Raw genomic sequence first — 15035 nt, 5'->3', positions numbered from 1 at the left:
GCGGTGAAACAGCCGCCAAGGCTGTGAGACGCAGCGATCGCCAGCCCAGTTAGCCCAACTGGCGAGCGCCGGATCGGATAGTGGCGGCCAACGCCGCGCATAGCGATGGCAAGACGTCCGCTATGCCTGGAAGAATTGTTCGATGTCATCCAAAACGGTGATGGTCACCACAATGTCCAGGGGGCTGTTCCAGTCGACGTGAAGGAGGAATTCAACGCCTCCTGCTTCCACGCCAGCCCGGCCGTGAGGCCCAACATTGGTCACATAGACGTTTGCCAGGCCAAGGTTGGGGCGCCCAAGTGTCTTGGGGCCGCCGCCGAGGCCGCCGAAGGCGGGTGTGAATTCCGCCGCCGTTATGACCACAGTGGAGTCAAGATTGATCGGGTCCCAATTGAAATTCTTGCGAATTGTACCATGCTGACCCCTGTAGAGGACACGAATTGAACGAGCCATGTCTTCCTCCGTTGCAGTAATATTTCCACAATCGGAAATATTGGCTCGAGGTAATTGGCATGGCTGGTGTCTTTGAGATGTGAGCTGAATCACAAATCATTCGCAATATTTGGCAATTGGCGAGGCATGGTTAATAGACCAGCTCCTCGCGATCTCAGGGGCTGGTTTTTAGAACCTGAGATTCGCTTGATGAGGCAGCTTTACCTATGGGCGGTCTCGTCACTTCTCCGACACACCCGCCTCTGCGAAGCTCGCCATACGGGCGTGGCATTCCAGCGCCGAGCGCACGATGTTGACGGCAAGGCAGGCGCCGGAGCCTTCGCCGAGCCGCATGCCGAGGTCGAGCAGCGGCGGGAGGCCGAGCGATTCGAGCAGGCGGCGGTGGCCGGATTCGGCCGAGACATGGGCGGCGATGGTGTGGGCGAGGCCGGTCGGGTGCAGCCGCGCCAGCGGCGCCGCGGCGGCGGTGCAGACGAAGCCGTCGAGCAGGACCGGCACGTTGTTGCGGCGCGCGGCGAGCGTGGCGCCGAAGATGGCGGCGAGTTCGCGGCCGCCAAGGGCTGCGGCGATCTTCAGCGGGTCGGACAGCGCGTCGGCATGGCGCTTGAGGCCGGCTTCGATCGCGGTCACCTTGCGCTTCAGGCCGGCATCGTCGACGCCGGTGCCGCGCCCGGTCCATTTCTCGGCGCCGCCACCGAACAGGGCGGCAGAAATCGCCGCCGCCGGCGTGGTGTTGCCGATGCCCATTTCGCCGAAGCAGACGAGGTCGATATCCTTGGTCACCGCGTCATGGCCGGCCGAGACGGCGGCGAGGAAAGCCTTCTCGTCCATCGCCGGCACTTCGGTGAAGTCGCCGGTCGGATGGTCGAGGTCGAGCGGAATGACGTCGAGATCGGCTCCGGCGATGCGGGCGAGCTGGTTGATGGCGGCGCCGCCGCCGGCGAAATTCGCCACCATCTGCACGGTGACTTCCGACGGGAAGGCCGAGACGCCCTGCGCGGTGACGCCGTGATTGCCGGCAAAGACGAAGACCTTGACCTTGTCCAGCTTCGGCATGTCGCGACCCTGCCAGCGCCCCAGCCAGGCGGCGATGGTTTCCAGCCGGCCGAGGCTGCCTTGCGGCTTGGTCAGCGTGTCCTGGCGGCGGGCGACGGCATTGGCCGCGGTGTCGCTGCCGGCCGGCAGATCGAGGCAGGCAGCGCGAAGTTCATCAAGCGATTTGAAAGACATGGGGGCAAAGTCTCCGAAAGAGAGTCAGGATAGGGATACGGAAGCGACGAGCAGGACTGCGATCTCGCCAAGTTGCTGAAGGGCGCCGATCGTGTCGCCGGTCTGGCCATCGATCTGGTTGAGGCAGAGGGCGCGGAACGCGGCAAACAGCAGACCAAGCAGGACGATCGCGACAATGGCGCCGCCTGGCCCGAGCAGGAGGAGCGGTATCGCGCCGAGCACGGCGCCGGCTACTGCGGCCTCGGCCGAGACGCTGCCGGCGCCGGCCGAGAGGCCGTCGGACCGCGCCGGGGGCAAGAGATGCATGAAGGCGCCCAGCAATCCGCGCGAGGCGGCGTGCGCGGCAATGAGCGCCAGGAGCGCTTGTGTCGGGTCGGCGAATTCCGAAATCGCGCTCCAGCGGATCAGCAGCGACAGGGCCAGTGCCGACGCGCCATAGGCGCCGATGCGGCTGTCGCGCATGATCTCCAGTTTCCCACCTCGCGACTTGCCGCCGCCAAAGCCATCGGCGACATCGGACAGCCCGTCCTCGTGCAGGCAGCCGGTGGTGAGCAATGTTGCGGCAAGCGCAAGCGCGGCCGCCGAACCCATGGCAAGGCCGAATCGTTCCGCCGTGGCGTAGACGACCGCGCCGATCAGTCCGATAGCAAGCCCGGCGACAGGGGCGGCCCAGATCGCGGCGGCGAGGCTGCGCCCGCGAAAATCAAAGACGGGCAGCGGCAGCCTTGAGAAGAAGACCAGGCAAAGCGCGATGTCATCGAGGACTTGCCGGAGCGAAAGGGGAAAGTTCTTGAGCTTCATGCCCTAGCCCCTCGCAATGGCATGGAAGAACGTCCCGCTGACATGGCCGCGCCGATAGCCGGAGGCGCCGAGCGGATTGCCCTGGCCGTCGGCAAGGTCGGCCAGCGGCTCGTCGTTGCCGGTGGCCGTCATCTGCGCATAGTGGAATTCATGGCCGCGGATCAGCGTGCCCTCGGCTCCGAGCGGGCAAGCGGCGCGCAGCCGCGCCTCGCGGTAGCCGAGGTTCATCTTGCGCCTGGCGAAGCTGGTCGAATGGCCGAGCAGGCCAAGCATCGGATGCGTGTCGCCTGCCGCGTCCTCAAGAGCCTCGCCCAGCACCATGAAGCCACCGCACTCGCCGTGGATCGGCTTGGTCGCGGCGAAGCGCGCCATTCCGGCCCGGAAGTTGGTGGCGGCGGCCAGCCTGCCGGCATGAAGCTCGGGATAGCCGCCGGGCAGCCAGCAGACATCGCAGCTGTCGTCGGGCGCTTCGTCGGCGAGCGGCGAGAAGGGGACGATCTCGGCGCCGGCCTTGTGCCAGTGCGCGGCGACGTGCGGGTAGACGAAGGTAAAGGCGGCGTCCTCCGCCAGCGCGATGCGCTGTCCGGGCGGCGGCAGCGCGTCGCCGAAATCGCCAGCCGCGGGCACCAGCGGCGTGGCCAGCGCCATGATGGCGTCGAGATCGAGCGACTTCTCGGCCATGTCGGCCAGCCGGTCGAGATGCGCCATCAGGTTCTCGTATTCGCCGGCCTGGACGAGGCCGAGATGGCGCTCCGGCAGGTTGAGAGTGGGATCGCGCAGGATGGCGCCGACGACCGGCAGGCCGATCGCCTCGATGGCATCGCCGGACAGCCGCCGGTGGCGCTCGCTGCCGAGCCGGTTGAGGACGACGCCGGCCATGCGCACGTCCAGGTCGTAGGTTGTAAAACCCTTGGCAATGGCGGCCGCCGTGGTCGACTGGCCGGACACATCGAGCACGAGCAGCACCGGCAGGCCGTAGAGCCGCGCAAGGTCGGCGGCCGAACCCGTGCGGCCTTCTGGGGCGGGAATGCCGTCGAACAGGCCCATGGCGCTTTCGAGGACGACGAAGTCGGCATCGTCAGCCGCTTGCCTGGCCAGCGCATTGAGCAGGGAAGGCGGCATTGCCCAGCTGTCGAGGTTGACGCCGGAGAGGCCGGTGGCGGCGGTGTGGAAGCCCGGGTCGATGTAGTCAGGCCCGGACTTGGCGCCGCGCACCTTCAGGCCGCGCCGGGCGAGCGCGCGCAGGATGCCGATGGTGACGCTGGTCTTGCCCGAACCGGAGCGCGGCGCGCCGATGATGATGGCGCGCGCCGTCATGGTTCGCCCGCCAGTGCCGCGCGCATGGCGACGATGCCGCCGACGACGATCAGCGCCGGCGAGGCGAGCCCGGCGGCCGCGGCTTCCTCGGCGATGGTGGCGAGCGTGGCGACGACGATGCGCTCCTGCGGCGTCGTCGCGGAAACGATCACCGCCGCCGGCGTCGACGGCGCCAGGCCGCCCTCCAGCAGCGAAGCGGCGATCCGCGGCAGGTTGGCCATGCCCATATAGATGACGACCGGCTGGCCGGTGCGGGCGATCGCCGCCCAGTCGAGATCGTCCTCGGTGCCGGCGGCGTGGCCTGTGGCCAGGATGACCGCCTTGTTGATGCCGCGCATGGTGGCGGGGATGCCGGTGGCGGCGAGTGCGCTCAGCCCGGAGGTCAAGCCGGACAGCACGCGGAAAGGAATAGCCTCCCGCGCCAGCGCCAAAGCCTCTTCGCCGCCGCGTCCGAAGATGTAGGGATCGCCGCCCTTGAGACGGACGACGCGGCGTCCCTCGCGGGCAAGCCGCACCAGCAAAGCGGTGATGTCGTCCTGCTTCATCGACGGTTGGCCGCCGCGTTTGCCGGCATAGAAGAGCTCGGCGCTTTCGGCGACCGCGACGATATCGGGCGAGACCAGCGCGTCGTAGACGAGCGCGTCGCATTGCCCGAGCGCGGCCAGCACTTCGAGCGTCAGGCAGCCGGGATCGCCGGGGCCGGCGCCGGCCAGCCAGACATGGCCGGGCTCCAGCGCACGCGGCTTGAAGTTCAGCCGCGCCAGCGCCTGCTCCACCGTGGCCCGTCCGTTTCTGTTGGTGCTGCCGTTCACAATCCGTCCCGTCCGCGAAAACGCCGCTGGTAGTGGGCGTCGTAAAGTGAGCTTTCGCCGAAATCCTGAACCGCGAGCGCGCTGCCGACAAAGATGATCGCCGTGCGTTCCATCGGGTTTTCCGCCAGCTGCGCCGCGATGGTGCCGAGCGTGCCGGTCAGCACGCGCTCGTCCGGCCAGGAAGCGCGAAAGACGACCGCGACCGGACATTCGGAGCCGTAGTGCGGTGTCAGTTCGGCAACGATGCGGTCGATGGCGTGGATGGCGAGGTGGATGGCGAGCGTGGCGCCGGTGCGGCCGAAGCCGGCCAGCGTTTCACCCGGCGGCATCTTCGAGGCGCGGCCTGAGACGCGCGTGAGCACCAGGCTCTGCGCCAGTTCGGGAATGGTGAGCTCGCGCCGCAGCGCGGCAGCCGCTGCCGCAAAGGAGGGCACGCCCGGCGTCAGCGTGTAGGGGATGCCGTGCTTCTCCAGACGCCTGATCTGCTCGGCCACCGCGCTCCACACTGAAAGGTCGCCGGAATGCAGGCGTGCGACATCGTCGCCGGCCCTGTGGGCGGCGACATATTCGGCCTCGATCTCGTCGAGCGACATCGGCGCGGTGTCGATCAGCTTTGTCCCCGGCGCGCAATGTTCGAGCAGTTCGGGCGCAACAATGGAGCCGGCATAGAGGCAGACCGGGCAACTCGCCAGCAGTCGGCTGCCGCGCAGAGTGATGAGGTCGGCCGCACCGGGGCCGGCGCCGATGAAATGAACGGTCATGCGGCATCTCCGGCAAGTGCGATGGCGCAGGTGACAGGACCGAGCACCGTGCGCGGCCCGAGCAGTTTCGCGCCCTTGCCGGCAGCGGCGAGCGCGGTGGCTTCCGAAACCGACGGCGTGCCGGCCTTCGACTGCGAGAGAATGGAGTGGCTGAGCACGCCGGACGATACGGCTTGCATGGCATCGTTCGAGACGACGATCACAGGCAAAGCGAGGTCGCTGCCGGCGAGGAAGATCGCTTCCTCGTCGCGTTTGATTTCACCGGTTGCCAGGGCCGAAAGCGCAGTCATTGCCAATCCATGCGCTTCGAGAGCGGTCTCGACGGCGGCGCGCACGTCGCTCGCCGTCACGCCCTTCCGGCTGCCGATGCCCGCGACCATCATGGCTTGACCCAGCTCCACTGTGTGACCGGCATGGCCGGCCGCCAGGCTTGCATCGAGCCGACGGGCGAGGCCCGGGAGATGGCGATGCGGATGAGATCGCCGCCATGCTTGTTATGTTGGGCGAGGAGCAATCCCTCCATCTCCAGCGTCACGGCATTGGCGACGAGGCGGCCGCCCGTCCGCAAAGCCTTGATGGCTTTCTCCAGCACGCCGGCGTCGCTGCCGCCGCCGCCGATGAAGATGGCGTCCGGCGCCTCCAGTCCGGTGAAGGCCTTGGGCGCCGGGCCCTCGATCACGACAAGACCGGGCACGCCGCAATGCGAGGCGTTACGGCGGATGCGGACGGCGCGCTCCTGGTCGGCCTCGATGGCGATGGCGCGCAGCGAGGGGTGAGCGAGCATCCATTCGATGCCGACCGAGCCCGAGCCGGCGCCGATGTCCCACAGCAGTTCGCCGCGCCGCGGCGCCAGCGCCGACAGCGTCATGGCGCGGATCTCGCGCTTGGTGATCTGGCCGTCATGCTCGAACAGGTGGTCGGCAAGCCCCGACGCAAGCGGCAGGATACGGGCATCCGGTGTCGATTCAACGTCCAGCGCCAGCACGTTGAGCGGATTGATGTTCTTGAGATCGAAGCCGTCGGCGCGTGCGCTTCGGCGTGCTTCATCCGGACCGCCGAGCGCTTCGAGGACGGTCAACCGCGAGGGTCCGAAGCCGAGTTCGTCGAGCAGCCCGGCGATCGCTGCCGGCGCATCGCCGTCGGATGTCAGCGCAAGGATGCGCGCGCCGTGGTGGAGCAGGGGGCGGATCAGGTCGATCGCGTGGCCGTGGAGCGAGATCGCCTCGACATCCTGCAATGCCCAGCCCAGCCGGGCTGCCGCCAGCGACAGCGATGAAGGCGCCGGCAGCACCCGCATTTGCTCGGGTTTCACCTTGCGCGCCAGCGTGACGCCGACGCCGTGGAAAAACGGGTCGCCGGACGCAAGCACGCAGATTTTTTTGCCGGCCATTGCCAGGACATCGCCCATTTCGGTGTCGAATGGTGTCGGCCAGGCACGGCTCTCACCCGTCGCCAACGATGCGACGAGCGCGAGGTGCCGTTTGCCGCCGAAGATGAATTCGGCTTGCGCTATGTGCTGCTTGGCCTCGTCGCCGAGACCCGCTACACCGTCCTCGCCGATGCCGACGATGGTGAGCCATTGAGGTTTTGGCTGCTTGTTTTTTGACATGCCGCGCCGCCCCTCATCCGCCTGCCGGCACCTTCTCCCCGTATAGTGACGGGGAGAAGGGGGCTGGTTGCAACGCCGGCCTTACCCTCTCCCCGTCCTTACGGGGAGAGGGTAAGGGTGAGGGGCCGCGCCGGCGCTGCGCATCGTGGTGCTCATGACGAATATTCTGATCCTCGGCGGAACCACCGAAGCCCGGCAACTGGCGGGAAAGCTCGCCGCGCGTGCCGATCTCGCGGTCACGCTGTCGCTGGCCGGCCGCACCGAAAGTCCCATCGCGCAAGGCGTGCCGGTGCGCGTTGGCGGTTTCGGCGGCGCGCAGGGGCTGGCGGCCTATCTCAAGGAAACCGGCACGGCCCTGCTGATCGACGCTACGCATCCCTACGCGGCGCGCATCTCGGCCAACGCCGCTGAAGCTGCCCGGCAAGCCGGCGTGCCGATCCTTGCCCTGCGGCGTCCCGGCTGGCAGCCCGTGGCGGGCGATCGCTGGACGTTGGTCGACAGCGTGGCGGAGGCGGCAAGCGCGCTCGGCACGGCGCCGCGCCGGGTCTTCCTGGCGATCGGCAGGCAGGAAGCCGGCGCCTTCGAGGCCGCGTCCCAGCACCACTATCTCATTCGCAGTGTCGACCCGGTCGAGCCGAAGCTGACCCTGCCCGACGCGATCTATCTGCTGGCGCGCGGACCGTTTCCGGAGACGGAGGAACGCGCGCTGCTCGAAAAACACGGCATCGATGCCATCGTTTCCAAGAACAGCGGCGGCGAGGCGACCTACGGCAAGATCGCCGCGGCGCGGGCGCTTGGCATCGAAGTGATCATGGTCCGTCGGCCGTCGGTGCCGGACGTGTCGTCGGCCGAGACCGTCGATCAGCTGGCCGCCAAGGTCGATCATCTTTTCGAGCCCGTTGCCGAGCGTGGCGTGTAGACCAGCGACGGCTTGTCGCCGCGCCGGATGATCCTGGTTTCCGGCGAGCCGATGATGATGCAGGTGGCCATGTCGGCCTTTTCCGCATCGGCATCGGCGAGCAGATGCACGTCGATACGTTCGTCCGGCCGGCCGGCGGCGCGGCCGAAGATGACCGGGGTGGTGCCGGGCAGGATCGCCTTCAGACATTCGAAGGCGCGGCCGAGCTGCCAGGGGCGCGCCTTGCTGATCGGGTTGTAGAGCGCGATGACGAAGCCGGCGCCGGCGGCGGCCAGCAGGCGCAGCTCGATCAGATCCCAGGGCTTCAGATTGTCGGAGAGCGAGATGGCGCAAAAGTCGTGGCCGAGCGGCGCGCCGATGCGGGCGGCGACGGCAAGCATGGCGGTGACGCCGGGAACGACCGCAAGGTCGATCGCGCGCCATTCCGTCGGGCCGGCCTCGATCGCCTCGCAGACGGCGGCTGCCATGGCGAAGACGCCAGGGTCGCCGCCGGAGACGACGGCGACGTCATGGCCCTCGGCGGCCTTGGCCAGCGCTTCGTTGGAGCGGGCAAGCTCCTCCCTGTTGTCGGATGCGATGCGGGTCTGGTCCGGCCTCAGCTCGAGCCGGTCGACATAGGGCTTGTAGCCGTAGAAGAACTTGGCCTCGGACACGGCGCGGCTCGCTTCCGGCGTAACCTGATCGGCGTTGCCGGGACCGAGGCCGATGACGGTAAGGCGGCCGCTCATGCCTTGGCTCCGGCAGCACCGGGACGGGCGGACCAGCCGGCGACCAGCACGATGGCGAAATAGGGGGCCTTGTCGTCCGGCTTGTCGGCTAGCCGCATCGAGACGCTGCCCGGCATGGTGCCGCGCTCGACATAGACGGCCTTGGCAAGCTTGCCGGTCGCCTGCAGCGCGCGGCGGATTTTCGGCAGGTTGCGGCCGACCTTCATGATCACCGCTGCGTCGGTGTCGGCCAGCCGCCGCGTCAGCTCGAACTCGCTCATCGTGCCCGGCAGGACAGTCAGCACGTCGTCGCCCTGGACGATAGGCAGGCCGGTCGCCGACCAGCAGCCGGACATGGCGGTGACGCCGGGGATGACCTCGGTCGGGAAGCGATGCGCGAGGCGCACGTGCAGGTGCATATAGGAGCCGTAGAACAGCGGGTCGCCTTCCGACAGCACGGCCACCATCCTGCCGGCGGCAAGATGCTCTGCGACCGCCTCCGCCGACTCCTCGTAGAAATCGGCGATCTGCGAGCGATAGTCGTCGTGATCCTTGTCGATCTCGGTCGTCACCGGATAGAGCAGCGGCAGCTCGATCATATCCGGCCGGAAGCGGGCCTCGACGATGGCGCGCGCATTGCTGTTGTTGCCGCGCTTGGCGAAATAGGCGACGACGTCGGCCTCTGCCAATGCCCGCGCAGCCTTGAGCGTCAGTAGCTCGGGATCGCCGGGACCGGTGCCGACGCCGACGAGGCGGCCTTTTACAATCGCGTTCACAGGCCGGGCCTCGCCAATGCGTTGAGGGCTGCGGCGGTCATGGCGCTGCCGCCCAGCCTGCCGCGCACGATGGCGTAGGGCACGCCATAGGAATTCTCGGCCAGCGCGTCCTTCGATTCGGCGGCCCCCACGAAGCCGACTGGCATGCCGATGATCGCCGCCGGCTTCGGCGCGCCGTCGCGCAGTTTTTCCAGCAGATAGAAGAGCGCCGTTGGCGCGTTGCCGATGGCGACGACCGAGCCGGCGATGCGCTCGCCCCAGAGGTCGATTGCCGCGGCCGAGCGGGTGTTGCCGATTTCTTTCGCGATCTCATGCGTACGCGGATCGCGCAGCGTGCAGATCACCTCGTTGCCGGCCGGCAGGCGGGCGCGGGTCACCCCATGCGAAACCATCTCGGCGTCGCAGAAGATCGGCGCGCCGGCGGCCAAAGCGGTGCGCGCGGCGCCAACGAAATCGCCGGAGAAGACGAAATGGCTGGCGGCCTCGACCTGGCCGCAGGCATGGATCATGCGGATCGCAACATCGGCCTCGGCGTCCGAGAAGCGCGACAGGTCGGCCTCGGCGCGGATGATGGCGAAGGAGCGCTCATAGATCGCCGTGCCGTCGTGGATGTAGTCGTAGGCCGCCATGCTCATTCCTGTCGGTAGATTTCGGCGATGCCGGCCGCGCCAAGCCTTGTGAGGCAAGCGGCGGCGGTTTCGCCTCGATGTCGTTGCGCGCGGATCGCTGCAAGGATGCCGCTTATGCCGCGCGCGGCGTCATAGCCCGGCCTGTATCCGGCAGGAAGAGCCTTTGCCGTCCCGCCAACGACAAGTCCGGCTCCGTTTTCGTCGCCGACCAGTGTGAGGGCGGCCAAGCCGGGATGCGCGCAGCCTTTGGCGCAGCCGGAAACGTGCAGGCTGAGCGAGGCGTCGAGGAGGTCGCTGTTTTGCGCCGCGATGGTTTCGGCGATGGCACGGGTGGCGATGCGGCCGGAGGCGCAGGCCGGTGTGCCGGGGCAGGCAGCGATGCGGGTTCGCGGATCGGCGGCGTCGGTGACGAAGCCGAGGGCGGCGGCGGTGGCTTGCAGCGAGGTGCCGGCGGATGGGGCGAGGCCGAGCAAAAGCATGGCGCGGCCGGGGGACAGGCGGATCTCGGTGGTGCCGAGGCCGGCGGCTTGCGTGGCAAGTTCGATGAGCGATTGTGCTGGCATGCTGCCGTAGGGCAGGCCGATACCGAGAGCAAAAGTGTCGCCGGCCAAGGGGAAAAGGCCGATAGGTTTGCGCGAGGCCCCCCCCTCTGTCCTGCCGGACATCTCCGGGGAGATTACGCTATCGCCAATGGGTTCGCTAATCTGCAACGTTGGAAATGGGGAGCCGGCGTCGACGCTGCCAATCTCCCCCCTTGAGGGGGAGATGTCCGGCAGGACAGAGAGGGGGGCGACAGAGTGCCAACTTGCGAGTGAATTAAGCTGCCGCTCCGACAAGTCGCGGGTATGCGCCTCACGGCCTTTTTCCGCGACCATCCTGAGTGCCGCCACAGTGATGTCGCGTGCAGCATCCTCGTCGGCCGTCGCCAGCGGCATTGCATTGCGCGCGTCTCCGACGACAGACAAACTCCAGTGCACGGCCGCGTCGGCCCGCACCGCCTTCAGCCTTACGTCGGCCGTCACCGCGTCCATCGCCAGTTGCCCGCCGCCGTCGACAACCACCGACACCTTCGGCCCCAGCCGTGGCGTCAACCCGGCCTCTTCGACGGCCGCCCTGATCCGCTCGGCGAGCGGGCGCGGATCGGCAACCTCCTGTGGGTCAATACCCGCCAGTGGCCCGGTCTCCACCGGCACGCCGGTGCGCACGGCAATGCCCAGCGCATCCACCTCTGCCGCCAGCAGGCGCGCGCTTTCCGCCGTCAGGCCACGGATCTGCAAACTGCCGCGCGCGGTCACTTCCATGATGCCGTTGCCGTGGCGCAAGGCGGATTCGCCGAGTCCGATCAGCGACTTCGGGGTAAGTCCTCCAGCGACCGGATTGAGCCGCACCAGCAGTCCGTCGCCGGTCTGCATCGGGGCGCTGAGTGCAGGGCAGGCGCCACGGCGCGAGAAGGCGTTCATGCCGCCACCTGCTGGGCTTCGGCGATCAGCGCGGCGAGATCGTCGTCGATGGAGTTCCGCAAGGGGTGCCAAAGGCCGCGCCGTCGCGCGGAGAGGAAGCGTTCCGCGATCACCTTCGCGGCAGCCGGGTTCTCGCGCAGGATGAAGGCGCGAACGTCTGCGTCACCCAGATAGGCATCGTGCACCGCCTCGATCAGCGCGCCCGATATGGCATGCGTGGTCTCGGCAAAGCCGACGAGGCGGTCGACGGTCTCGGCGAATTCGGAGGCGCCGCGCGGGCCATGGCGCATCTGGCCGGCGATGAAGCGCGGGTTGACGGCGCGGGCGCGGACCACTCTGGCCACCGCATCGCCGACCGAGCGCGGCTTCGGCTTTTGCGGGTCCGTGGTGTCGAGCACGATGACGTCGGCATTTTTGCCCAGTGCTGCCAAGGCGGCCGAGAACCCGCCGATGAAGGCGACGTCAGCCGAACCCTCGAGGATGTCGCGGCCGGGGTCGTCGCCGGTGTGGACTAGCAGGTCGGCCTCGGCGATGCGGCCCTCGAAGGCGCCAGGCGCGGAAATCGCTTCGCCATCGGCGCCCCCATAGGCATGCGAGGTGGCGTCGAGATAGGCGCGGCCGATTTCCTCGCGTGCGGCCCAGTCGCCGCGCGACAGCAAATCCTCGACGCCGGCGCCGTAGGTGCCGGGCGAGGTGCCGAAAATGCGCGGGCCGATCGTGCCCTCGGCGCGGGTTGCGGCAGCGAGCGGGTTCTCGGAATCGTCCTCGTCGCGGCTGGCGACGGCGGTGGCGGCGGCGTCGATCAGTGCGATCTGGGCCGGGAACATGTCGCGGAACAGGCCGGAAATGCGCCAGGTGACGTCGACGCGCGGCCGGCCAAGGGCGGCTGGCGGCAGCACTTCGATGCCGGTGACGCGGCCGGTGGCGCCATCCCATTGCGGCCGGCAGCCCATCAGCGCCAGGCCTTGCGCGATCTCCTCGCCGCCGGTGCGCAGCGAGGCCGAGCCCCAGAGGTCGATGACCAGCGAGCGCGGCCAGTCGCCATGCAACTGCATGTAGCTGCGCACGACTTCTTCCGCCGCCGCCTGGCCAAGGTCATAGGCGGTCGGCGTCGGCATGGTGCGCGGGTCGGCGGTGAACAGGTTGCGGCCGGTCGGCAGCACGTCGGAGCGGCCGCGCGCCGGCGCGCCGGCCGGTCCGGCCTTGATGTGGCGGCCATCGAGCGCGGCGAGAAGGGCCGCTTTCTCCGCTTTCGCGCTTTGGGTGCGCAGCGAATCCGCTTCGCCCTCCGGCGCGCGGCCATAGACATGCAGCCCGTCCTTGACGGCGAAATCCTTGAGGTCGCAGAGCCAGGCGTCAATGCGGCGCAGCGCCTCGTCCGGCGCGTCGGTCCTGGCGACGCCAGCTTCGGAGGCGAGGCCGGTCTTGCGCGCGGTCTCGACGATCAGCCTGGCCAGGCGGTCGCGGCGGCGACGGTCGAGCCCGTCGGCCTGCGCATATTCGTCGACCAGCCGCTCGAGGCGCTGCTGGTTCTCGTCCAGTCCGGCGCCGGTCAGCGGCGGCGGCAGATGGCCGAGCGTGACGGCGGCGATGCGGCGCTTGGCTTGCGCCGCCTCGCCGGGATTGGAGACGATGAAGGGATAGATGACGGGCAGCGCGCCGGTGACGATCTCGGGGAAGCAGATATCGGAGAGCGCGACCGTCTTGCCCGGCAGCCATTCCAGCGTGCCGTGCGCGCCGACATGGATGAGGGCGTGGACCCCGAGCGATTTTTGCAGCCAGAGGCCGAAGGCGATCAGGTCGTGGCGCGGGGGCAAAGTGGGGTCATGGTAGTCGGCGCGGCGGTCGACTGAGCGGCCACGATCGGGAGCGAGTGCCACGGTGACGTTACCGAAGGTCGCTGCGCGGAAGAGGAAGTGATTCTCGGCGCTTGCCTGCGAAGGTAGGCGTTCTGTCGCCCCCCTCTCTGTCCTGCCGGACATGTCCGGCAGGACAGAGAGGGGGGCCTCGCGCAGACCTATCTCTTCTACCTGCCCCCACGCGGCTTCAACCGCTGCCACTGCTTCTGCCGGTACATCCTTTGAGAAGCTCTGATAATCCTTCAGTGATAGCTGTTCGCCACCCACCTCCAGCGCATCCAGCAGTTCCCGCGGCGATTGCGGAATCCCGTCAACCGCATAGCCCTCCTCCTTCAGGTCATGCAGCATCGCAAGCACGCTCGACGGCACATCAAGCCCAACCGCATAGCCCGTTCGCCCCGCAGCGCTCGGATAATCCGGTATCAGGATCGCCAGCTTGCGCTCGGCCCGCTGGCTCCTCTGCAGGCGAATGAACGCCGCGATGCGCTTGGCGACCTGCGCGACGCGATCGATCTCCGGCCGGTTGGCGAAGGCGCGGAAAGCCAGCGCCGGGTCGGTTTCGCTCTCGCCCTTGAACGAAATCGCGCCGGCCAGGATGCGGCCGTCGAGTTCCGGCAGCACGACATGCATGGCAAGGTCAGCGGGTGCCAGGCCGCGCTGGTTTTTCTCCCAGACCTCGCGTCTGGTCGTGGCGACGATGACCTGGAAGACCGGCACGCCTGCACGGTCGAACAGGGTTTCCGCGCCGGGTTCGGCGCCGGAGGCGAATGCGGTGGCGGTGACGATGGCGGCCGGGTTCAGTGAGGCGAGGGCGTTCTCGACAAAGGCCAGAGACGCCTGATCCTTGAGGCTCGAAACGAAGATCGGCACCGGCGCGATGCCTTGCGCGTGCAGTGCGTCGACCAGCGCATCGATCGGCGCGACATCGGCGGCGAGCAGCATCGAGCGGTAGAAGAGGATTGGGATGACAGGCGCATCGTTTCCCTCCCCCTCGAGGGGAGGGTGGTCCGCAGGGCCGGGAGGGGTCGGGACGACTGGGCTTAACGTCTCTCCCTGCGGTCGTTCTTCAGGGTGTCGGCGCGTGTCGCGGAGGACCCCACCCCCGGCCTGCGGCCGGACCCTCCCCTCAAGGGGGAGGGGGACGACGCCGTGGCCCGGCTGATAATACCCTGCCTTCGGCACGCCGACCGGCTCGGCAACCGCCTCATCCGACCCAGCCAGCCGCGCCAGCCTCTTCACCAGCGCTGTCATATTCGCAGGCCCGCCTTCGCGGAAATAGCCGAGCAATCCGTCCAGCTCGGCGCGCGGCAGGGTCGAGGCCTCGATCAGCCGCAGATCCTCGTCGTGACTTTCGCCGGGCAGCAGCGCCAGCTTGATGCCGCGTTCGCGCGCGACCGTGGCGAGCTGGTCGCAACCGTAGCGCCACCAGTCATAGCCGCCGAGGATGCGGACCAGGATGACCTTGGCGTGGCGGGCGACGCTGTCGATCCAGAGGTCGACCGACATCGGATGGCGGAGATCGCGAAGTGCCGCCAGCCGCATTGAGGGCAATCGTTCCGCGTCGGCCTTCCACGCCGCAGCCAGTCCGGAAAGATCGCTGTCGGTGAAGGACAGCGCCACGACATCCGCAGGCATCTGCCTGAGATCGACAGGCTCGGCGAGATCGTCGAGCGAGGCGGATGTGGTGGTGAGGATGTGCATC

14 protein-coding genes are annotated in these 15035 nt (G+C 68.2%); 1 reads left to right on the top strand and 13 read right to left on the bottom strand.

Going from position 1 to position 15035, the window contains the following annotated elements; translation table 11 throughout:
* Window positions 1-120 precede the first annotated feature (120 nt).
* The 8 genes from PU724_RS24140 to cbiE all read right to left on the bottom strand — a co-directional run bounded on the left by PU724_RS24140 (window position 121) and on the right by cbiE (window position 6983).
* Window positions 121-453: a hypothetical protein gene (locus PU724_RS24140; RefSeq protein WP_127283365.1), complete on the bottom strand. Its 333-nt coding sequence runs from the start codon at window positions 451-453 to the stop codon at window positions 121-123.
* A 219-nt stretch (window positions 454-672) separates the two neighbouring features.
* Window positions 673-1683 (bottom strand): nicotinate-nucleotide--dimethylbenzimidazole phosphoribosyltransferase, encoded by a 1011-nt coding sequence (gene cobT / locus PU724_RS24135; protein WP_320254973.1) that lies wholly within the window; start codon window positions 1681-1683, stop codon window positions 673-675.
* A gap of 24 nt (window positions 1684-1707) precedes the next feature.
* Window positions 1708-2484, bottom strand: coding sequence for an adenosylcobinamide-GDP ribazoletransferase (locus PU724_RS24130; RefSeq protein ID WP_320320310.1), 777 nt, complete (start codon window positions 2482-2484; stop codon window positions 1708-1710).
* Between the two features lie 3 nt (window positions 2485-2487).
* A complete protein-coding gene (locus PU724_RS24125) occupies window positions 2488-3801 on the bottom strand; it encodes a cobyrinic acid a,c-diamide synthase CobB (protein ID WP_354424080.1) in 1314 nt (437 codons plus the stop codon).
* Window positions 3798-4613, bottom strand: coding sequence for a uroporphyrinogen-III C-methyltransferase (gene cobA / locus PU724_RS24120; RefSeq protein WP_135858714.1), 816 nt, complete (start codon window positions 4611-4613; stop codon window positions 3798-3800). The genes PU724_RS24125 and cobA overlap by 4 nt, the downstream gene beginning before the upstream one ends.
* Complete coding sequence (gene cobM, locus PU724_RS24115; RefSeq protein ID WP_292173379.1) at window positions 4610-5374, bottom strand: precorrin-4 C(11)-methyltransferase; 765 nt, start codon at window positions 5372-5374, stop codon at window positions 4610-4612. Before cobM ends, cobA begins: the two co-directional genes overlap by 4 nt.
* Complete coding sequence (locus PU724_RS24110) at window positions 5371-5757, bottom strand: cobalamin biosynthesis protein (RefSeq protein WP_354424077.1); 387 nt, start codon at window positions 5755-5757, stop codon at window positions 5371-5373. The genes cobM and PU724_RS24110 overlap by 4 nt, the downstream gene beginning before the upstream one ends.
* Window positions 5754-6983 carry a precorrin-6y C5,15-methyltransferase (decarboxylating) subunit CbiE gene (cbiE, locus tag PU724_RS24105; protein ID WP_354424076.1) on the bottom strand — a complete coding sequence of 410 codons (1230 nt, stop codon included), beginning with the start codon at window positions 6981-6983 and terminating at the stop codon, window positions 5754-5756. Before cbiE ends, PU724_RS24110 begins: the two co-directional genes overlap by 4 nt.
* A 154-nt stretch (window positions 6984-7137) precedes the next feature.
* On the opposite strand from cbiE, the gene PU724_RS24100 reads away from it, so the two are divergent.
* Entirely contained in the window at window positions 7138-7902 is a 765-nt protein-coding gene (locus tag PU724_RS24100; protein ID WP_354424075.1) for a cobalt-precorrin-6A reductase, read from the top strand.
* Here PU724_RS24100 and PU724_RS24095 read toward each other — a convergent pair.
* From PU724_RS24095 to cobN, 5 genes are read right to left on the bottom strand one after another with little or no spacing between them, the layout of a single operon-like run.
* The gene (locus PU724_RS24095) at window positions 7866-8630 is read right to left on the bottom strand and encodes a precorrin-3B C(17)-methyltransferase (protein WP_127283356.1); all 765 of its coding nucleotides are present in this window, start codon (window positions 8628-8630) and stop codon (window positions 7866-7868) included. The two genes, PU724_RS24100 and PU724_RS24095, sit on opposite strands and share 37 nt — an antisense overlap.
* The gene (locus tag PU724_RS24090) at window positions 8627-9385 is read right to left on the bottom strand and encodes a precorrin-2 C(20)-methyltransferase (RefSeq protein WP_354424073.1); all 759 of its coding nucleotides are present in this window, start codon (window positions 9383-9385) and stop codon (window positions 8627-8629) included. The genes PU724_RS24095 and PU724_RS24090 overlap by 4 nt, the downstream gene beginning before the upstream one ends.
* The gene (locus PU724_RS24085) at window positions 9382-10014 is read right to left on the bottom strand and encodes a precorrin-8X methylmutase (protein WP_354424071.1); all 633 of its coding nucleotides are present in this window, start codon (window positions 10012-10014) and stop codon (window positions 9382-9384) included. The genes PU724_RS24090 and PU724_RS24085 overlap by 4 nt, the downstream gene beginning before the upstream one ends.
* 2 nt (window positions 10015-10016) lie before the next feature.
* Window positions 10017-11474: a precorrin-3B synthase gene (gene cobG / locus PU724_RS24080; RefSeq protein ID WP_426213656.1), complete on the bottom strand. Its 1458-nt coding sequence runs from the start codon at window positions 11472-11474 to the stop codon at window positions 10017-10019.
* Window positions 11471-15034: a cobaltochelatase subunit CobN gene (gene cobN, locus PU724_RS24075; protein ID WP_354424069.1), complete on the bottom strand. Its 3564-nt coding sequence runs from the start codon at window positions 15032-15034 to the stop codon at window positions 11471-11473. Before cobN ends, cobG begins: the two co-directional genes overlap by 4 nt.
* Window position 15035 lies beyond the last annotated feature (1 nt).

It is taken from the genome of Mesorhizobium abyssinicae, assembly GCF_049887195.1.
In the GTDB taxonomy this organism is placed as follows: Bacteria; Pseudomonadota; Alphaproteobacteria; order Rhizobiales; family Rhizobiaceae; genus Mesorhizobium; species Mesorhizobium abyssinicae.
This window is presented reverse-complemented; position numbering and strand designations above follow the sequence as displayed.